This is a genomic window from Streptomyces sp. BBFR2 (genome assembly GCF_044497305.1).
In the GTDB taxonomy this organism is placed as follows: domain Bacteria; phylum Actinomycetota; class Actinomycetes; order Streptomycetales; family Streptomycetaceae; genus Streptomyces.
On record NZ_CP172415.1, the window covers coordinates 2,524,102 to 2,542,867 of the forward strand.

Below are 18,766 nucleotides of genomic sequence, written 5' to 3' on the forward strand. Positions count from 1 at the left end.
GCTCACGGGCAAACTCGCGGACGGGCATCGCCCCCTCGAACGCCCCCGGCCGAAAGGCCCCGCCCGGCCTCAAGCCCCTGCCGAACCCCCAGCCCCGCCCCGTACATCTCCCGGCACACCCCGCCCCGGAACCGCGAGCGGACCTCCCCGAGGCACGCGGCCCACGCCACGCCCCGCCCGCGGACACAAGGCCCACCCAGCGCACAGAGCCCCCGCAGGCAACAGGCCCACCCCAGGCCACACCCCCGCCTGAAAGCCCCAGCCCCCCACCATGAGCGCCCGCCGAAAGGCCCAGCTCAGCCAGCCCCCCCCCCGCCCGCAGAACCGTCCTACCGCCCGCCCCCACTGAGCAGCTCCACCCCCCGTAGCAGCCCCGAGTGGTCCAGCCCGCCGTCCCCGCGGGCGACCGCTGACGCGATCAACTGGGCGGCGACCGAGCCCACCGGGAGCGGGACACCGGCCGTGCGGGCCGCGTCCGTGACGATGCCCATGTCCTTGTGGTGGAGTTCCAGCTTGAAGCCGGGGGTGAAGTCGCGGTTCTTGAAGTTCTCCTTCTTCCGCGCCAGGACCGTCGAACCGGCCAGGCCACCGCCCAGGACCTCCAGGGCCGCGTCGATGTCGACGCCGGACTTCTCCAGGAAGACCACGGCCTCGGCGACCGCCTGAATGTTGACGGCGACGATCAGTTGGTTGGCGGCCTTGACCGTCTGTCCGGCGCCGTGCGGTCCGCAGTGGACCACCGTGGTGCCGACCGCGTCGAAGAGCGGGCGGGCGTCCTCGAAGTCCGCCGCGTCACCGCCCACCATGATCGACAGCACCCCTTCGACCGCACCCGCCTCGCCACCGGAGACCGGCGCGTCCAGGACCCGTACGCCCTTGTCCGCGGCGGCCTTCGCCAGGTCGATCGAGGTCTGCGGGGTGATCGAGGAGTGGTCGATGAACAAGGTGCCGGGCGCCGCGTGCGCGAGGACGCCGTCCGGGCCATAGGCGACCGCCTCGACCTGCGGGGACGCCGGGACCATGGTGATCACCACGTCCGCCCCGCGTACCGCGTCGGCGATCGATTCCGCCTCCTGTCCGCCCGCCGCCACCAGCGCGGCCGCCCGGCCGGGGGTGCGGTTCCAGCCGCGGACGGTGTGCCCGGCCCGGGCGAGGTTCACCGCCATCGGGCTGCCCATGATGCCGAGTCCGATGAATCCGATCGTGCTCATCGCGCGCCGCTCCTCACTGCTCCACCGGCACGCCACCGCCCCGCGGCCCGTACCGCCTACCGTTTCTCAGAAATTCCACATCACGGAGTATCGGTACCGTCATACGAAATCTCCGTCCGCCATGATGCGAGGTCCCGCCGCCGACGTCAACGCCCGCCGGGGACGAACCGCCCGCGCGGCCCCCGGCAGGGCTCGAAAACGCGCCGACGCCGCCGCTCACGGGGAGCGACGGCGTCGGCGTCGTACTGCGGGAGGACCGGCGGACCGGTCAGCGGGTCACTCCCACTCGATGGTGCCCGGGGGCTTGCTGGTGACGTCGAGGACGACACGGTTGACGTCCGCGACCTCGTTGGTGATCCGGGTCGAGATCTTCGCCAGGACGTCGTACGGCATCCGCGTCCAGTCCGCCGTCATGGCGTCCTCGGAGGAGACCGGGCGCAGCACGACCGGGTGGCCGTAGGTGCGGCCGTCGCCCTGGACGCCGACCGAGCGGACATCGGCGAGCAGCACGACCGGGCACTGCCAGATCTCGGCGTCGAGACCGGCCGCGGTCAGCTCCTCACGGGCGATGGCGTCGGCCTCGCGGAGCAGATCGAGGCGGTCCTTGGTGACCTCGCCGACGATACGGATGCCCAGGCCGGGGCCGGGGAACGGCTGGCGCTGGACGATCTCGTCCGGCAGTCCCAGCTCGGAGCCGACCAGGCGGACCTCGTCCTTGAAAAGCTGGCGCAGCGGCTCGACCAGCTCGAACTCGATGTCGTCGGGGAGCCCGCCGACGTTGTGGTGCGACTTGATGTTCGCGGTGCCCTCGCCGCCGCCGGACTCGACGACGTCCGGGTACAGGGTGCCCTGCACGAGGAACGCGACCTCAGGGCCCTCCTCCTGGAGGATCTCCAGTTGCGCCTGCTCGAAGACGCGGATGAACTCCCGGCCGATGATCTTGCGCTTGGTCTCCGGGTCGGAGACACCGGCCAGGGCGTTCAGGAAGCGCTCGCTGGCGTCGACGACCTTGAGGTTCGCCCCCGTGGCGGCCACGAAGTCCTTCTCGACCTGCTCGGTCTCGCCCTTACGCATCAGCCCGTGGTCGACGTAGACGCAGGTGAGCTGGGAGCCGATGGCCTTCTGGACCAGGGCGGCGGCGACCGCGGAGTCCACGCCGCCGGACAGCCCGCAGATCGCGCGCTTGTCGCCGACCTGGGCCCGGATCGCCGCGACCTGCTCCTCGACGATGTTGCCGGGCGTCCAGTTGGGCTCGATGCCCGCGCCGCGGTAGAGGAAGTGCTCCAGCACCTGCTGGCCGTGCGTGGAGTGCATGACCTCGGGGTGGTACTGGACGCCGTAGAGCTTCTTCTCGTCGTTCTCGAAGGCGGCGACCGGGACGACGTCCGTGGACGCGGTGACGGTGAAGCCCCCGGGCGCGGCGGAGCAGGCGTCGCCGTGCGACATCCAGACGGACTGCTCGGCGGGGGTGCCCTCGAAGAGGGTGGAGCCGGGCTTGGAGACGGCCAGCGGGGTGCGGCCGTACTCACGGGCGCCGGTGTTGTCGACCGTGCCGCCCAGGGTGGTGGCCATGAGCTGGAAGCCGTAGCACATGCCGAAGACCGGGACACCGGCCTCGAACAGCGCCCGGTCGACGCTGGGCGCGCCGTCGGCGTAGACCGACGAGGGGCCGCCGGAGAGGATGATCGCCTTGGGGTTCCTGGCGAGCATCTCGGCCACCGGCATGGTGGACGGGACGACCTCGCTGTAGACCCGCGCCTCGCGGACGCGGCGGGCGATGAGCTGGGCGTACTGCGCGCCGAAGTCGACTACGAGGACGACGTCCGGGGCGGCGGCAGGGGGCGCTGATGGCACTTCGGCGGCCTTCCGGCGGTGTGGAGCAGGGGTTGGACTTTCGATTCTAACGGGCTCATACTGAGCGCCATGTCCAAGCAGCTGACCTCCGTCTTTACCTATGGCACCGGCCCGGCCGGCTGCCATGGACGCGCTGCTTGATCAACTGACCAGCGACTTCCCAGGCGCCCCGGGCCGACAAGGCCCGGGGCGCCTGTGTCGTTCCCGGTCCGCCGTCGGCTCGCGGGGCCACCGACCCCAGGAGAGATCCGGACATGAGCAGCGACACCACCACCGCCCCCACCACGACCGCGCCCGCCGCCGGCACCGGGGCGCGTACCCCCGAGGCGGCCGGGGTGATCACCGACGCGCGCGGGCGGATCGACGACCTCGACGGCCGGATCATCGGCCTCGTCCAGGAGCGGATGGCGGTCTCCGCCGTCATCCAGCGCGAGCGCATCGCCTCCGGCGGGCGCCGGGTGAACCTCTCCCGTGAGATGGAGATCCTGGAGCACTACCGCGGGCAGCTCGGCCGGTCCGGGACCACGCTGGCGATGACGCTGCTGGAGCTGTCCCGCGGCCGCGTCTGAGCGGGCCGGACGGCGGGCGAGGACCGGCGTGCGGCACGGGCGTGCGCGCCGGGTGCAGCGGGCGCATCTGAGTTCGGTTGCCCTCTCACCCGTCCGGCGCGTGACCAGCCGCGGAACCGCTTCGTTGTGCCGGGTGCCGCGTCAGCCAGGCGCGGCGGCAGGACTACGCGTAGACGCCGCCCCCGGGGCGGAACGCCGGAGGGATGAGACGCCGGCCGCTCGGCGGCCCGCGTCGTGGGACCTCTCTCCGGTGAGGTGACCGGTCAGCAGGGGACAGCAGCCCGGTCACATCGATGGGTGGCCGGTCCTGGGGACGCCCGGGACCGGCCGCATCCGACACAGCCCGCATCCGCACACCGCGGCGGCGCCGGACCCGGCGCGGCCGCCTCGACGCCCGGCCGGTCCGCTCCGGCCGGTCCCGCTCCGTACTCCACCGAACCCGCGGCGCTCCCCTCCCCCGGCGCCGCTCCCCCGGTGCCCGTCTCCGATACGGGCACCGGCGGCCGAGGGCCCCGCTGCCGTCCGCACCTCCCCCTCGCGGACGTGTCGCGGGGCCCTTCGTGCGTCCGGTGGTCAGTCGCCGTCGGGGGCCGCCTCCGCACCGGTGGTGCGCTTCGGCGGGACGGCCGGCACCGGCAGGAGCGGCAGCTTCAGGGCGGCGAAGGCCGACGGCGGGACGGTGGGGGCGACGGGCTCGACGGGCGTCAGCCGCCGGTACTCCTGACCCGGTCCCGGCCGCGGGTCCGTCTCGCCCTTGTTGGGCCAGAACGCCATGGCGCGCTCGGCCTGCGCGGTGATCGTCAGGGACGGGTTGACGCCGAGGTTGGCGGAGACCGCGGAGCCGTCGACGACGGAGATGCCGGGGTGGCCGTAGAGGCGGTGGTACGGGTCGATGACCCCGTGGTCGGCGTCCTCGCCGATGGGGCAGCCGCCGAGGAAGTGCGCGGTCAGCGGGGTGCCCATCAGTTCGCCGACGTTGCTGCCGGGGAAGCCGTTGATCGCCTCCGCGAGGTGCCCGGCCGCCTCGTACGCCTCGGGGATCTGCTCGGGGTTGGGGGCGCCGTGGCCCTGGCGGGCGGTGAGCAGGCCCTTTCCGGGGCCGGACGGTTTGCGGTACGTCGTCAGGGAGTTGTCCAGGGACTGCATGACGAGGCCGATGATGGTCTTCTCCGACCAGCGGCGGTTGGCGAGCGACTGCGCGGTCTGGAGCGGATGGCGCAGGCCACGGGCCACCCACGCGAGGGCGCGCCGGCCACGGCGGGCGGCGAGCGGGACCTGCACGACGGAGAGCGCCCCCATGGCGTTGGAGCCCTTGCCGTAGCGGACCGGTTCGATGTGGGTGTTCTCGTCGGGGTGGATGGACGAGGTGATCGCGACGCCGCGGGTGAAGTCGGGGCGGGAGCCGTACTTCTTGCGGTAGCGGCGGTCGTTGGTCTGCGCGCCGACGAGGGCCTCGGAGTTGGTGCGGGTCAGCTCGCCCAGGCGCGGGGAGATGCCGGGCAGCAGACCGCTGTCCTTCATGCGGTGCAGCAGCGTCTGGGTGCCGTAGGTGCCGGCGGCGAGGACGACGTGGCGGGCGGTGAAGATCCGGGCGCGGCCGCGGCGTTTGTCGTCGGTGGGCAGCGTGCCGAGGGCGAAGCCGCCGCGGGAGTCCTCGGTGACGGTGACGACGGAGGTCATCGGGTGGATGACGGCTCCGGCCTGTTCGGCGAGGTGGAGGTAGTTCTCGTTGAGGGTGTTCTTGGCGCCGTGGCGGCAGCCGGTCATGCATTCGCCGCATTCGGTGCACGCGGTGCGGGCCGGTCCCTTGCCGCCGAAGTACGGGTCGTGGACCTGGCCGCCGGGCTCCGCGCGGGTGGCGCCGTCCGCGTCCTGGCCGTCGCCGAAGAAGACGCCCACGGGCGCGAGGTGGAAGGAGTCGCCGACGCCCATCTTCTCGGCCGCTTCCTTGAGATGGACGTCGGACGGGGTGGTCGTCGGGTTGAGCCGGACGCCGAGCATCCGCCTGGCCTGGTCGTAGTAGGGCGCCAACTCGTCCTGCCAGTCGGTGAGATGGCCCCACTGCTGGTCGCGGAAGAACTGCGGCGGCGGGACGTAGAGGGTGTTGGCGTAGTTGAGGGAGCCGCCGCCGACGCCGGCTCCGGCCAGCACCATGACGTTGCCGAGGAGGTGGACGCGCTGGATGCCGTAGCAGCCGAGGGCCGGGGCCCACAGGTAGTTGCGCAGGTCCCAGGAGTTCTTGGGGAGCGTCTGGCGGCTGAAGCGGCGACCGGCCTCCAGGACGCCGACGCGGTAGCCCTTCTCGGTCAGCCGCAGCGCCGAGACCGCGCCGCCGAAGCCGGAGCCGACCACGAGCACGTCGTAGTCGTACGGGCGGTCCGGGGCCCGGCGCTGCCCCGGGAGCGGTGGGTGGGCGGAGTTCTGCTGCGGCACGGGCTCTCCTGGGTGTGGGTGGGGCGGCATGTCCGTCCGGACGCGCGGACCGGACGCCGGGGCCGCGGCCGGTGGCCGGGCCCCGGGCGGCTCAGCGCAGCCGGAACGCCTTCATCGCCTGGAGGCTGCGGGTCATCAAGGCGGCGTACTTCTCGTCGGTCAGGCCGAAGGACGGGCCGAGCGGCATCACCCGCTGCTGGGCGATGGTCTGCGCCTCGGTGTACTTCAAGATGCCCTCGGAGCCGTGGCGGCGGCCGAGTCCGGAGTCGCCCATGCCGCCCATGGGCGAGCGGGCGCTGCCGTATCCGGCGGCGTACGCCTCGTTGACGTTGACCGTTCCGGCGCGCAGCCGGGCGGCGACGGCGCGGCCCCGGCGGGAGTCCCGCGTCCAGACGCTGGCGTTGAGGCCGTACGGCGTGGCGTTGGCCCGGGTGACGGCCTCGTCCTCGTCCTCGAAGCGGTAGACGGAGACGACCGGGCCGAAGGTTTCCTCGGCGCAGACGGTCATGGATTCACCGACGCCGTCGAGGACGGTCGGTTCGTAGAAGTACGGGCCGATGTCGGGGCGGGCGCGGCCGCCGGTGACGACGCGGGCGCCCTGGGCGACGGCCTCGTCGACATGGCGGGTGACGGTCTCCAGTTGGCGGGCGCCGGCCAGGGAGCCCATGTCCGCCCCGTAGGCGAGCTGGGTGCCCAGCCGCATGGCGCGGGTGCGGGCGGCGAAGCGCTCCAGGAAGGTGTCGGCGACGGAGGCGTGGACGTAGAGCCGCTCGATGGAGATGCAGAGCTGGCCGGCGGAGGAGAAGCAGCCGCGGACGGCGCCGGCGACGGCCTTGTCCACGTCGGCGTCCTTCAGCACCAGCATCGCGTTCTTGCCGCCGAGTTCGAGTGAGACGCCGACGAGCCGGGCGGCGGCGCCCTGGGCGACCTCGCGGCCGGTGCGGGTGGAGCCGGTGAAGGAGACGTAGTCGGCGTGGCGTACGACGGCCGGGCCGACGACCGGGCCCTCGCCGATGACGACCTGCCAGACGTCCGCGGGCAGCCCCGCCTCGATCATCTGCTGCCGGGCCCACAGGGCGGTCAGCGCGGTCTCCGTGTCCGGCTTCATGACGAGGGCGTTGCCCGCGACGAAGGCGGGCAGGGCGTCGCCGACGGACAGCTCCAGGGGGTAGTTCCAGGGGGCGATCTGGCCGATGACACCGCGCGGTTGGCGTACCTCGCTGACCTTCGTCAGGACCGGGACGGCGCCGGTGTGCCCCTTGGGGCGGAGGTAGGCGGGGCCCTTGCGGCCGTAGTGGCGGGAGGCCATGGCGACCGCCTGGACCTCCTCGTGGGCGTGCAGCCGGGCCTTGCCGGTCTCCAACTGGATGAGGTCGAGAACCTCGGACTGCCGCTGCAGCACCAGGTCGTGGAAGCGGAGCAGAACCGCGGCGCGCCGCTTGAGCGGGACCTTCGCCCAGCGCTCCTGGGCGGCGCGGGCGCGGTCGAAGGCGGTGGCGACGTCCTCGGGGGTGGACTCCGGCAGATCGGCGAGCTTCTCGCCGGTGAACGGCGTGTGGTTGGCGGTGCGGCCGCTGCCGGTGACACCTCTGACGAGCTGGGCGACGATCTCCGGGGTGACGACGCCGGCGGCGGTGCGGGCACCGGGCACGGCGGGGGCGACGGGGTTACGGCGGAAGGGCACGGTCGTCGCGGCGGTTGTGGGGTCCGTCGCGGCGGGCGTCCCGGGGATCTCGGGGGCCTCGCTCGCAGGTTTTCGGTTGTCCTTCAAGTCCGTCATGCGGGCGAGCGTAGGGGTACCCGGCCACTTTGTGTACCCGCTGGTAACGGCTTTTCGGCACCCCTCCGTAATGTCGCCAGCGATTGATGGCGGAATCGCCGCTGGTCAGCGACGACGCCGAACACCCGGAGGATTTCAGGGGATTTGGCATCGCTGGCACGAACCATGACGGGTCGAACGACGGCCCGGGCGCGGCGAAAGGCCAGGTGACCGCGCCGGAGGCCCGGAACGCCGAGGGCGGGGAGGCCGGATCCGGACACCGGTGTGGGAGGGCGGGACCGGCCCGTACGCGATCCCGTCCGCGGCCGGGGGCACCGCCCGGGCGGCAGGGCAGGCGCACGGCGGGCCCGGGGGCGCACGGCGGGCGCGCGGCGCCGGGCGCGCCGTCGGCAAGGCCGCCGCGCCTCAAGGGCGGGTTGACGCACCGTCCGGACGGGCCCGGGGCTTCAGGGGCGGGCCGGCCCGCCGTCCAGGCGGAGCCGGTCGCGGGCGCCCCGGAACACCGCGCGGCCGGTGTGCTCGGCCGCCGGGAGCCGGGGCATCTCCACGTACAGGTCGTAGGCGCGGCCGGTGGCCGCGGTGGTCAGGAGCTGGAGCCGCCGCGTCCTGGTGGGGGTCTGCGGCGAGAAGGTGTACGTGGCGTCGAGGAGCAGCGCGGGGCGCCCCTGGAAGCGGGCCGGTGCGGTGCGCACCTCGGCGTCCGGCCAGAACTGCCGCAGCCGCGCCGCCTCCTGGGCGCCCCAGGCGGCGAGCGTCCGGGGACGGTGGGCGTACGTGGTCAGCCGCAGCCGGTTGCTGTCGTCCCCCGGCACGACGTACTCGACGATCCGGCTGCCCCGGCGGCGGTACGAGGCGTCCCCGTCGTCGTGCACGACCGTGGCGTACGTGGTGGGGACGGCCGGCCAGGCGCGGAGCTTGCGCTCGTGGTGGACCTGCCAGTCGAGGACGACGGGGGTGGTGGGCGAGGGCGCGGGGGCGGCGCGCGGCGGGCGGGACACGCCGGGGGCGGCGCGGCGGGCGCCGTCCGTGCCGAACGGGTCCGCGGCGCTGACCAGTACCGCGGCGAGCGCCGCCGCGGCGGCCGCCGCGAGCACCCCCAGGGTGAGCCGGCCACGCCGGGTGAGGCGGACGCCGCCGTGGTGCGCGGGCCCGTCGTCCGGTGCCTCCCCCGTTTCCGTCATGGCCGCATCATGCCAGCTCCGGGGGCGCCCCGCCGCTGCCGGTGGCGCCGTCGCGCGGGGGCCGGAAAGGCGTCCCCCAGGGGGAGTTCACGGTTCGCGGCGGCGCCGGACGCGGGCTCACGGGGAAGTGCCGGGCGCACTCCGACACGGCTGGGAACCTCCCCCGCCGCTCCTGCCGTCCTTGGCACAGTGAGGCTGCGGTACGGGACGGTCCGGTTATCGCGGCCGGCGGGCGGAGCGGGGGTCTGGGGCATGGCGATGCAGGACGACGGCGCGGTGGATGTGCGCCCCGACCCCGATCCGGCCCGGGCCGACCCGGCGCACCGGGGCCGCTACCGCGCCGCGGGGACGTGCCTGGGCCTCCTGGGGCTCGCGATGGCGTGCTGGACGGTGGCGGGCGTCGTCCAAGGGGGCGGCGGGCTCTGGGACTTCGTCGAGGGGCTGTTCCATCCGGCGCTCCCCGGGGCGGTGCCGGTGCTCGGTCCGTACGAGTGGGCGTTCACCGCGGCGTTCCTCGCCGTCGCCGGTCCGGCGCTGGCCGGGCGGCGGGCGGCCCGGGCGGCGGCGCTGCTGCTCGGCTGGGTACTGCTGGCCGCCGCGGTGCGGGAGGGCGTCGGCCTGTGTGACGCGGCCTACCGCACCCGGTACGTGACCGCCACGGACTGGGGCTGGCTGCTGGCCACCCGGTGCCTGGGGCTGGTGACCGCCCTGGTGGTCCTGGGTGCGCTGCTGCCTCTCGGGGACGGCCGCCGGGGGGCGCCCGGCGGCCCGGGCGCGCCGGGGGGCGCCTGGCGCCGCCGCCCCTCGCGGATCTGCGGGGTGCTGTTCCTGCTGATGGGCGTGGTCCAGTTGGCGTGGACGGTGCGGGGGCCGGTCCTCGCCTCCGGGCACGCGGGGCGGTTCCTGCGGGCGGTCGTCGACGCCTCCGTACCCGGGATGCCGGGGCTCGCGGCGGCCCCGGAGTTCGCCTCCGCGGGCGCGGTCCTGGTGCTGCTGACCCTGGGGGCGCTGGCCTGGGGCGCCCGGTGGGAGGTGCGCAGCGCGCTGCTGGCGTACGGGGCGGTGCAGCTCTACCTGACGGTGCGGTCGGTGGTGGAACTGGCCGTGACCGACTACTTCAACCGGTCACTGGAGACGTCGCAGGGCGTGCTGTGGCTGGTGACGACGGCGTACGGGCTGGCGGCGATGACGTCGGTGGTGGTGCTGGCCTCGGCGCGGCCGGGCGGCCCGTACTGCGGGGCGCGGGGCGAGGGGCTGCGGACGGCGGCCGCGGGGCGCTGAGGGCTCAGGCGGCGGGGCCGGACACCGGGCGCGGGCTCCGGAGAGGAGCGCCGGGACGGCGGAGAAAAACGGCCGCCGCGTGTGGGGGCCGCGGCGGCCGTCGCTGTGAGCTGTACCGCCTCCGGTGCCGGTGGCCCGGCCGGTGGTGCAGCATGAAGGCACTCTGCCGGTGTACGCCCCGGTGAGGCATCGTCCCCAGGTCCCGGGCGTACCCCCGCCGCCCGGCGGGGGTAGGGACCTCCGGAGGGCGGTCCGACCGGGGCGGGCAGGGCGCGGGGGCGGCCGGACGGCGCGCGCCCGCCGGGAACGTGCGAGGAGAGAGGGGCGCCCGGTGATCCGTGTCGCTGTGGTGGACGACGAGCGGCTCGTCAGGTCGGGGCTGCGGATGATTCTGGGCACCGCCCCGGACATCGAGATGGTCGCCGACTGCGGCGGCGCCGAGGCGGTCGAGGCGGTGCGGGACAGCGGCGCCGAGGTCGTCCTGCTCGACATCCGGATGCCGGACGTCGACGGGCTGACGGTGCTGCGGCGGCTGCGCGCCGCCCCCGAGCCACCGGTGATCGCGATGCTGACCACCTTCGACGCCCAGGAGTACCTCACCGCGGCGCTGCGCGAGGGCGCCGCCGGATTTCTGCTCAAGGACTCCGACCCGGAGCAGCTCGTGCGCGCGGTACGGACGCTGGCGGCTGGCGGCAGCGTCCTGGACCCGGGGGTGACCCGGGCGGTGATCGGCGGCTATCTGACCGCCGAGGACCAGGCCGCCGCGGCGCGGGCCGTGACGGGCCTGACACCGCGCGAGTCGGAGGTGCTGGCGCTGCTCGGCGAGGGCCTGGCCAACGCACAGATCGCCGAACGGATCGGCCTCGCGCCCAGCACCGTCAAGGACCACGTCCGGGCCCTCCTGGGCAAGCTGGGCGGCCTCAACCGCATCCAGGCGGCGATCGTCGCCGACCGCGCGGGCCTGGTCGGCGGCATACCCCGCGGGACGTGCTGACGGTGGCGGGCACGGGGGACGCGCGGCGGGCGCCCGCACCCGAGGAGGAGGCGCACGAGCACAGCGGGGCGCCGGGGGCGCGGGACGGCCGGCTGCCGGCGGTATCCGGGGCACGGGGGGACGGGCCGGGAGGCGAGCAGGGCGGCACGGGGGCGCGGGTGCCGGCCGTCGCGCCGGGGGCGCGCGGGGGCCTGCGGGCGCGGGTGCCGGGGTGGCTGCGCCGGGTCGCCCCGGTGGCCGTCCCGGCGCTCCTGGGGGTCGCCGACGCGTTCCTCGTCAACGGTTTCTCGCTCCCTCTGGAGCTGGCCCTGTCGCTGGTCGCGGCCGCCTCGCTGCTGCTGCGCCGCCGCTTCCCGCTGCTGGTCTTCCTCGTCACGCTGCCGGGGCTGTACATCGGCTACATCTGGTTCGCACCGATGATCGCGCTCTACACGGTGGCGGCGCGGCGCCCGGGGCGGGCCCGCCTGGGGAGCTGCGCGGCGCTGCTGATCGCCGCGCATTTCCTCCCGTATCCGCTCTCCGACCTGGAGCTGACCGCGTACCGGGAGAACACCCTGGTGCTGATCGACGCCTGCGTCACCTCGGCGGCGCCGATCACCCTGGGGCTGCTGGTACGCACCCGGGGCGAGCTGGCCGCGCGGGTCGACGAGCTGACCCTCAGCCTGCGCCGCGAGGACCGGCTGCTGGCCGACCGGGTGCAGGCCACCGAGCGCGCCCGGCTGGCCCGGGAGATGCACGACGTGGTCGCCCACCAGGTCAGCCTGATCAGCCTCCAGGCGGGCGCCGTGCAGGTCAGCACGGGTGACGAGGCGGCCCGGGACGGCGCGCGGACCATCCGGGAGCTGTCGGTACGCACCCTGGAGGAGCTGCGGCACATGGTCGGTGTGCTGCGGGCGGCCGGCGGCCCCCAGGAGGCGGGCCGCCCCGCGCCGCAGCCGGATCTGGCGGAGCTGCCGCGGCTGATCAGGATGAGCGGCCTCGATGTGACGTACGAGCCGGGCGTCGTGGCGGGCGCGCAGGGCGCGCGGGCCGTGGAGCGGGCGGCGTTCCGTACCGTCCAGGAGGCGCTGACGAACGTCCGTAAGCACGCCCCGGGGGCGCGGGTCCTGGTCCGGATCGATCCGCTGGAGGCGCCGGACGCCGCGGAGCCGGTGGACACGGTGGACGCCGGGGGGCTGCGGGTGGAGATCCGTAACGGGCCGCCGGACGCCTCGGCGGCGCCCCCGGCGCTGCCGGGCGGCGGACACGGGCTGGTGGGGCTGCGCGAGCGGGCCCAGAGCCTGGGCGGAACGCTGGAGACGCGGCACACCGCCGACGGCGGCTTCGTCGTCCGCGCGCGGTTCCCGTACCGGGCGGAGCCCCCGTACGGGACGGATTCCCCTCACGGGGCGTGGTGACGGGCCCGGGGGCGCGTCGCTCCGGGGAGCGGCGGGCTCAGGCCGAGAGCGGGGCGGCGGTCTCGTCGACCGCGGTGTGCAGGTCGGGGTAGACCTCGAAGAGACGGCGGACGCCGAGGGCGGCGAGGACGCGGTTGACGTGCGAGCCGTCGACGGCCCCCTGGGCGGGGAGGATCAGCCGGAGACGGCCCTGACAGGAGCGCATCAGGCGGCGAGCGGCGATGAGCACGCCGACGCCGCTGGAGTCGCAGAACCGGACCTCGGACAGATCGAGGACGACGTTCCGCCGGCCGTCGGCCACCGCGTCGTGGACGTGCTGGCGTACCGCGGGTGAGGTCACCAGATCCATCTCGCCGGACACCTGGAGGACGGCCCACCGGCCCTGTTCGTCTTCTGCCACCTTCAACGACACGCGCTCGAAGCCTTTCGCTCGCTTGTGGACCGGATGCTCCCGGAATATCCGGAACTCACCCTTCCCCGGCTCGACTGCCCGGCCTCTCTCCCCTGAAACACCGCGGAATGCGTGACGCACTGGGCCGTTCCCGTCAAGGCTATGCCCAGCCCGCGGTCACTCTTTGCCGAATTTCGGTCACACACCCGTAACGCATTCTCCGATCCGGGCGGGAACGATCTTCTTCGCACTCGCCTGACCGGGCATTACCACCCCAAAGTGACGACTCTCTTACCATCCGCTCCCGTCTTCCGGGACGGTTTGCCGCAAAGAAGCATGCGGTGTCGGACCCCCCGACTACATTCGATGGCGCGCACCGCCCACACCGGCGGGACGCGGGCAAGCGGATGACCGCACGACGCACGCCCGGCCGCGCCACGGGCGGTCCGTACGGCGGCGGTGAGGAACGGGGCAGGGGCCGATGGCGAGGGACGCACCACCACGCTGGGACAGACGCATGCAGCAGCGGCTCGCCCGCGGTGAGGCCGCCGCGCTCGGCGAGCTGTACGACCGTTTCGCCTCACTCGTGCACAGCCTCGCCCACCGCGTCCTCGGCGACGAGGACGCCGCCGACCGCGTCACCCGCGAGGTCTTCGGCTACATCTGGGAGAACCCGGACGCCTACGACCCCAAGCAGGGCTCACTGCGCTCCTGGGTCGCCACGCTCACCCAGCGCCAGGCCGTCCACCGGCTGCGCCAGACCGAGGCCGCCCGCGCCCGTGACGAGGGCGGACCCGCGCCCGCCGAGGTCGAACGGAAGATCCGCGACGCCTCCACCGCCGCCCGCGCCGACTACATCGTCACCTCCATGCCCGCCCCGCTGCGCCAGGCCCTGGAGCTGGCCTACTTCCAGCGGCGGGACTACCGCCAGACCGCCGCCGACCTCGGCGTCACCGCGGACGAGGCCCGCCGCAGGCTCCGCCTCGGCCTCCAACTGCTGTCCACCGCCCACCACCAGAAGCTGCCGCCCGGCGGACCCGGCGACGGAAACGGAGCGCCCCGGTGAACGGCCCGGAGGAATGGGAGAGGTACGGCCGCGAGGACGCCTGCCCGCCGTACGACGGCCCCGGCGAGCCGCCCGGCCCAGGCTCCGCCCCGGGCCCGCCCGCGGCCCGGCCCCGGATACCGTCCCCGCGCACCGCGGCCGAGGACCGCGGCCCACTGCCCGGCGGCACGCCCCCGCGAAGCGCCGCGGATCCCGCCGCCGCGAGCGCCGGCCCCGAACGGCCGGACACCGCAGGACCCGGCCCCGGTGCACCCGCCGGCGGCCCTCCCCCGGACGCCCCGGCGGACTCCGGCGCCGCCCACCCCGGTGACGGACGCGCCGGTGACGGACACCCCGGTGACGGATGCCCGGGTGACGGGCGGCCGGGTGACGGACGCCCGGGTGACGGGCGGCCCGAGCTGCCGCACCGCGTGCTGACCTCGCTGCTCGGCGCGTGGGCGCTGGCCGCCTGCTCGGCCGAGGAGACCGCCGCCGTCGAGGCGCACCTCACCGACTGCGCCTCCTGTGCCGACGAGGCGCTGCGGCTGCGGGACGCCGTCGGTCTGCTCCACCCCGCCGACAGCCTCGACCTCGACCCGCTGCTGCGCTCCCGCGTCCTGGAGGGCTGCCTGGGCCGCCGCCCGGCACGCATCCCGGTGCCCGAGTGGGCCGCCCCGTACGACGCGGAGACCGCCAAACTGGACGCCCTGCTGCGCGACATGGGCGAGGCCGAATGGCGCGCCCCGGTGCGGCTGCGGTGGTTCGACGGCGAGCGGCCGGTGCACCGCGAGACCACCGCCGCCGGAGTGCTCGGACACCTGATGGCGGTCGACGGCCTTCTCGCCACGGCGTTGGGCCTGCCCGACCCGCTCGGCGACGCCGCGCCCGCCGCCGGCGCCGGACCCGGTGCCCGCACCCACGCCCTGTGGCGCACCCTCGGGGAGGCGCCCCGGACGCCCGCCGTCCACCGGCCGTGGCGGGAGCAGAGCCATGCACTGATCCGTACGGCCTCGTTCGCGGGCGGCGGGGTGGGTGAGCTGGCGGTGGCGTACGGTCCGGTCCGGCTGCCGTTGCGGGACGCCTTCCTCGACCGGGCCTTCGGTTGCTGGCTGCACGCCGGTGACATCGCCGACGCGGTCGCCTACCCGCACAAGGGCCCGGCCGCGGACCATCTGCACAGCCTGGTGGATCTCGCCGCCCGGCTGCTGCCGCGTGCGCTCGCCCACCGCCGGCGGGCCGGTCTGGCCGCGCCGCCCCGGCAGTTGGTGGCGGCCGGTGCCCCGGGCCGGACGCTCCATCTGGAGATCGAGGGCGACGGCGGCGGCCACTGGTACATAGCCCTGGACTCCCCGGCGGCGGTCGGCTCGCCGGAGCACACCGTGGCCCATCTCGCGCTGGACGGCGAGGAGTTCTGCCAGCTCGCGGCCGGGCACGTCGTGCCGGACGAGGCGGCCGCCGGTTCGGACGGCGAACGCGAGGCGATCCGCGACGTCCTCTACGCGACCGCCTCCCTCTCCCGGCTCTGAGCGGGCGAGGGAGGCGGCGGAAAGCGGCGGAGAGACTCTAGGCGAAGACGACCGTCCGGGTCCCGTTGAGCAGCACCCGGCGCTCGCTGTGCCACTTCACCGCGCGGGCCAGCGCCTGGCACTCCACGTCCCGGCCGATGGCGACGAGCTGGTCGGGGGTGACGCCGTGGCCGACCCGCTCGACCTCCTGCTCGATGATCGGGCCCTCGTCGAGATCGGCGGTGACGTAGTGGGCGGTGGCGCCGATGAGCTTCACCCCGCGGGCGTGCGCCTGGTGGTACGGCTTGGCGCCCTTGAAGCTCGGGAGGAAGGAGTGGTGAATGTTGATGATGCGGCCGGACAGCGCCTTGCACAGGTCGTCGGAGAGCACCTGCATGTAGCGCGCCAGCACCACCAGCTCGACCCGCTCGGCCCGTACCAGCTCCAGCAGCTCCGCCTCCGCCTGCGCCTTGGTCGCCTTCGTCACCGGGATGTGGTGGAAGGCGATGCCGTACGAGGCGACCAGCTCGGCGAAGTCGGTGTGGTTGGAGACGACGGCGGCGATCTCGACCGGCAGCGCCCCGATCCGGGAGCGGAACAGCAGGTCGTTCAGGCAGTGGCCGAACTTCGACACCATCAGGACGATGCGCATCTTCTCGTCGGCGCGGTGGATCTGCCAGTCCATCCGGAACGAGTCGCCGACCGCGGCGAAGCTGGCGCGCAGCTTCTCCACACTGTCCGGGGCGTCCGCGCTGAAGTGCACCCGCATGAAGAACAGGCCGGTGTCGTGGTCGCCGAACTGCTGACTGTCCTCGATGTTGCAGCCCGTCATGAACAGGAAGCTGGACACGGCGTGCACGATGCCCTGCTTGTCCGGGCAGGACAGCGTCAGGACGTACTGGTCGGTGGGGCGGCCCGGACCGGAACCGCCGGTGGCGGACCCGTCGTTCGGGCCGGGCGTGGAGGACTGCGACTCGCTCATGACCTCATAGGGTCGCATACCCGGACACCGCACCGGCGCGGGCCTCGGCTCACACGCCGGCCGCCGCGCCCCCGGTCATCCGCGCCAACGCCTCCAGCGGCAGCGGCGGCGCGTCCGGATCGTCGCCGTCCGCGCGGGCCAGCCAGACATGCGCCTCGCGCGCCGCACGGACCGCCTCGGGCCACGCGGGGTGCTCGACGTACGCGGCGACGGGGGCGTCCGCGCCGACCTGGTGCATGATCCGCAGCACCCGCAGCACGGCGGCGTCGACGAGCGCCGCCTCCTGGGTGTCGCGGAAGATCGTGCCGACATACTTCTCCGCGGACCAGTTGTCGAGCCAGGTGTCCTCGACGAGCCGGTAGACGGCGTCGGTCACGTCGCCGTACCCGGGGCGGCCGGTCAGCCAGGTCTCCTGGTGGAACCCTGGGTCGGAGAGCATGTGCAGCGCGGAGCGCACATTGCTGCGCCAGCGCCACCACGGCATGTCGTTGTGTGGCATGCCGTCCATGGTGGTCGAGCGGCGGCCGCGACGGGAAGACTTCTCCGAACCTTGCACAGTATTCGATCGTACGTTCCTCGTTCCCGATCACCTATCGCCCCCCGGAGTTCACCTCACCGTCACTCTCCGCTGACCTGGAATCACTCACGCGTTTCGGGCGGGCCGCGAGGCTCACGGACCATGACCGGACGGCGCCGCCCCTCCTCCCGCCTCTTCCCGCCCGCCCCCGCACGGACCGCCGCCCGGTGGGCAGCCGGTACGGCGGTGCTGGCGTCCCTGCTCTCCGGCTGCGGCTCACTGCCGGGCACCGGGTCCGGGAAGGCGCCGATCACGGTGATGACATGGGCGCCGGAGGGCACCAACGCCACCAACATGCCCGGTATGCCGGCGATGGCGCAGACGTACGCCCGCTGGGTCAACGCGTCGGGCGGCCTCGCCGGGCACCGGCTCAAGGTCCTGACCTGCAACGACCGTAACGATTCGGTGGGCGCGACCCGCTGCGCGCAGCGCGCGGTCGACGAGGGCGCGGTCGCCGTCGTCGGCTCGTACAGCCAGTTCGGCCGGTCGTTCATGTCGCCGCTGGAGGTCAAGGGCATCCCGTACATAGGCGGCTACGGCGCCTCCGACGAGGAGTTCGAAAGTCCGCTGTCGTACCCGGTGAACGGCGGTCAGGCGTCGCTGCTCGCCGGGAACGGGCGTCAGCTCGCGCGCGATTGCAGCCGCGTCGCCCTGGTGCGGCCCGACACGATCCAGGGCGACCAGATGCCCTCCCTCCTCGACTCCGGGCTCCGGCAGGGGGGCCGCTCGCCGGTCACCGACATCCGGGCGCCCGACGACGGGACGGACTACTCCGCCGAGGTGCGGCGGGCGCTGGACGCCGTCGGCGCCGACCCCGTGCGCTACGGGATGGCGGCGTACGGCGGCCGGGCGCCGGGCTCCTGTGTGGCGGCGTCGCTGGGCGATCACACCGACGCCTTCTTCGACTCCTTCCGGCGCCTGCAGCAGCAGAGCCCGAAGGTGCACGTCGCCTCGGTGCTGGGCAGTGTCGGGCAGGCGCTGGTCAACCGCACCGGCGGCCGCTCCGGACCGCTGGAGGGCGCGCTGGTCACCGGCTGGTACCCGGCGGCGGGCGATCCGCGGTGGACCCCGATGCGCAAGGTCATCAACGAGCACGCCTTCGGTGACAACCGCGTCGACCCGGCCGACCAGGGCGTACAGACGACGTGGATCGCGTACACGGTGCTGCGCGCGATGGTGGAGCGGCTCGACGCGGACGGTGTGGAGGAGATCACCCCGTACGCGCTCCAGAAGGTGCTGGACCGCGGGAAGCATCCGGTGGACACCGGCGGGCTGACGCCGAAGCTGCGGTGGCGCGCGGAGGACATGCTCGCCGTGCAGGACTTCCCGCGGATCGTGAACGCGACGGTGATGTACCAGACGGTCGCGGACGGTCAGGTGCTCGCCGCGTCCGACGGCTTCGTGAACGTCGCCGGGACGCTGGAGCGGCGGCGCACGGACATGTGAGGGGCGCGCCCCGGGCGGCGGGCGCCGGGGGCGTACGGAGCGGGCGCGGCGGTTTCGGCGGGCGCTCCGGGAAGCGTGGCCGCCGGACGGCTCCGGGGCGCGCGGAGCGCCCGGTGGGAG

At 74.4% G+C, this 18,766-nt stretch carries 15 protein-coding genes; 7 read left to right on the forward strand and 8 right to left on the reverse strand.

Annotation, left to right across the window (positions count from 1 at the left end; all coding sequences use genetic code 11):
- Positions 1–329 precede the first annotated feature (329 nt).
- On the reverse strand, positions 330–1,211 hold the full coding sequence (locus tag ACGH2B_RS09535; protein WP_399086994.1) for a 2-hydroxy-3-oxopropionate reductase: 882 nt from the start codon (positions 1,209–1,211) through the stop codon (positions 330–332).
- A 276-nt stretch (positions 1,212–1,487) separates the two neighbouring features.
- Positions 1,488–3,065 carry a glutamine-hydrolyzing GMP synthase gene (gene guaA / locus ACGH2B_RS09540; protein WP_399086996.1) on the reverse strand — a complete coding sequence of 526 codons (1,578 nt, stop codon included), beginning with the start codon at positions 3,063–3,065 and terminating at the stop codon, positions 1,488–1,490.
- 254 nt (positions 3,066–3,319) lie between these two features.
- Between guaA and ACGH2B_RS09545 the strand changes: the two genes are divergently transcribed.
- Positions 3,320–3,634, forward strand: a complete 315-nt coding sequence (locus ACGH2B_RS09545; RefSeq protein WP_399086998.1) for a chorismate mutase — start codon at positions 3,320–3,322, stop codon at positions 3,632–3,634.
- A gap of 573 nt (positions 3,635–4,207) precedes the next feature.
- On the opposite strand, the gene ACGH2B_RS09550 is transcribed toward ACGH2B_RS09545, so the two are convergent.
- From ACGH2B_RS09550 to ACGH2B_RS09560, 3 genes are all read right to left on the reverse strand, one after another.
- Positions 4,208–6,067: a GMC family oxidoreductase N-terminal domain-containing protein gene (locus tag ACGH2B_RS09550; protein WP_399087000.1), complete on the reverse strand. Its 1,860-nt coding sequence runs from the start codon at positions 6,065–6,067 to the stop codon at positions 4,208–4,210.
- A 91-nt stretch (positions 6,068–6,158) separates the two neighbouring features.
- On the reverse strand, positions 6,159–7,847 hold the full coding sequence (locus tag ACGH2B_RS09555; RefSeq protein WP_399087002.1) for a succinic semialdehyde dehydrogenase: 1,689 nt from the start codon (positions 7,845–7,847) through the stop codon (positions 6,159–6,161).
- Positions 7,848–8,293: 446 nt separating this feature from the next.
- Positions 8,294–9,028 carry a hypothetical protein gene (locus tag ACGH2B_RS09560; RefSeq protein ID WP_399087004.1) on the reverse strand — a complete coding sequence of 245 codons (735 nt, stop codon included), beginning with the start codon at positions 9,026–9,028 and terminating at the stop codon, positions 8,294–8,296.
- Positions 9,029–9,280: 252 nt separating this feature from the next.
- Here ACGH2B_RS09560 and ACGH2B_RS09565 point away from each other — a divergent pair, with 252 nt between their 5' ends.
- From ACGH2B_RS09565 to ACGH2B_RS09575, 3 genes are all read left to right on the forward strand, one after another.
- Positions 9,281–10,309 (forward strand): hypothetical protein, encoded by a 1,029-nt coding sequence (locus tag ACGH2B_RS09565; protein ID WP_399087006.1) that lies wholly within the window; start codon positions 9,281–9,283, stop codon positions 10,307–10,309.
- 331 nt (positions 10,310–10,640) lie between these two features.
- A complete protein-coding gene (locus ACGH2B_RS09570; RefSeq protein WP_399087007.1) occupies positions 10,641–11,303 on the forward strand; it encodes a response regulator in 663 nt (220 codons plus the stop codon).
- Positions 11,304–11,461: 158 nt separating this feature from the next.
- Positions 11,462–12,700, forward strand: a complete 1,239-nt coding sequence (locus ACGH2B_RS09575) for a sensor histidine kinase (RefSeq protein WP_399096870.1) — start codon at positions 11,462–11,464, stop codon at positions 12,698–12,700.
- A gap of 37 nt (positions 12,701–12,737) precedes the next feature.
- Here ACGH2B_RS09575 and ACGH2B_RS09580 read toward each other — a convergent pair whose 3' ends face one another.
- Positions 12,738–13,112 (reverse strand): STAS domain-containing protein, encoded by a 375-nt coding sequence (locus tag ACGH2B_RS09580; RefSeq protein ID WP_030288295.1) that lies wholly within the window; start codon positions 13,110–13,112, stop codon positions 12,738–12,740.
- A 460-nt stretch (positions 13,113–13,572) separates the two neighbouring features.
- Between ACGH2B_RS09580 and ACGH2B_RS09585 the strand changes: the two genes are divergently transcribed.
- Entirely contained in the window at positions 13,573–14,157 is a 585-nt protein-coding gene (locus ACGH2B_RS09585) for a sigma-70 family RNA polymerase sigma factor (protein WP_399087010.1), read from the forward strand.
- Positions 14,154–15,662: a zf-HC2 domain-containing protein gene (locus tag ACGH2B_RS09590; protein WP_399087012.1), complete on the forward strand. Its 1,509-nt coding sequence runs from the start codon at positions 14,154–14,156 to the stop codon at positions 15,660–15,662. The genes ACGH2B_RS09585 and ACGH2B_RS09590 overlap by 4 nt, the downstream gene beginning before the upstream one ends.
- 37 nt (positions 15,663–15,699) lie before the next feature.
- Here the strand turns inward: ACGH2B_RS09590 and purU are convergent, their stop codons facing one another.
- Together purU and ACGH2B_RS09600 are read right to left on the reverse strand one after the other, a co-directional pair.
- A complete protein-coding gene (purU, locus tag ACGH2B_RS09595) occupies positions 15,700–16,623 on the reverse strand; it encodes a formyltetrahydrofolate deformylase (protein WP_399087014.1) in 924 nt (307 codons plus the stop codon).
- A gap of 49 nt (positions 16,624–16,672) precedes the next feature.
- On the reverse strand, positions 16,673–17,122 hold the full coding sequence (locus ACGH2B_RS09600) for a hypothetical protein (RefSeq protein WP_399087016.1): 450 nt from the start codon (positions 17,120–17,122) through the stop codon (positions 16,673–16,675).
- Positions 17,123–17,302: 180 nt separating this feature from the next.
- Between ACGH2B_RS09600 and ACGH2B_RS09605 the strand changes: the two genes are divergently transcribed.
- Complete coding sequence (locus ACGH2B_RS09605; RefSeq protein ID WP_399087018.1) at positions 17,303–18,646, forward strand: ABC transporter substrate-binding protein; 1,344 nt, start codon at positions 17,303–17,305, stop codon at positions 18,644–18,646.
- Positions 18,647–18,766 lie beyond the last annotated feature (120 nt).

Excerpts from the sequence above, each read along its gene's own strand:
- ACGH2B_RS09535 (WP_399086994.1), bottom strand. The coding sequence starts at position 1,211 with ATGAGCACGATCGGATTCATCGGACTCGGCATCATGGGCAGCCCGATG.
- ACGH2B_RS09545 (WP_399086998.1), top strand. The coding sequence starts at position 3,320 with ATGAGCAGCGACACCACCACCGCCCCCACCACGACCGCGCCCGCCGCC.
- ACGH2B_RS09555 (WP_399087002.1), bottom strand. The coding sequence starts at position 7,847 with ATGACGGACTTGAAGGACAACCGAAAACCTGCGAGCGAGGCCCCCGAG.
- ACGH2B_RS09560 (WP_399087004.1), bottom strand. The coding sequence starts at position 9,028 with ATGACGGAAACGGGGGAGGCACCGGACGACGGGCCCGCGCACCACGGC.
- ACGH2B_RS09565 (WP_399087006.1), top strand. The coding sequence starts at position 9,281 with ATGGCGATGCAGGACGACGGCGCGGTGGATGTGCGCCCCGACCCCGAT.
- ACGH2B_RS09585 (WP_399087010.1), top strand. The coding sequence starts at position 13,573 with ATGGCGAGGGACGCACCACCACGCTGGGACAGACGCATGCAGCAGCGG.
- purU (WP_399087014.1), bottom strand. The coding sequence starts at position 16,623 with ATGAGCGAGTCGCAGTCCTCCACGCCCGGCCCGAACGACGGGTCCGCC.
- ACGH2B_RS09600 (WP_399087016.1), bottom strand. The coding sequence starts at position 17,122 with ATGCCACACAACGACATGCCGTGGTGGCGCTGGCGCAGCAATGTGCGC.
- ACGH2B_RS09605 (WP_399087018.1), top strand. The coding sequence starts at position 17,303 with ATGACCGGACGGCGCCGCCCCTCCTCCCGCCTCTTCCCGCCCGCCCCC.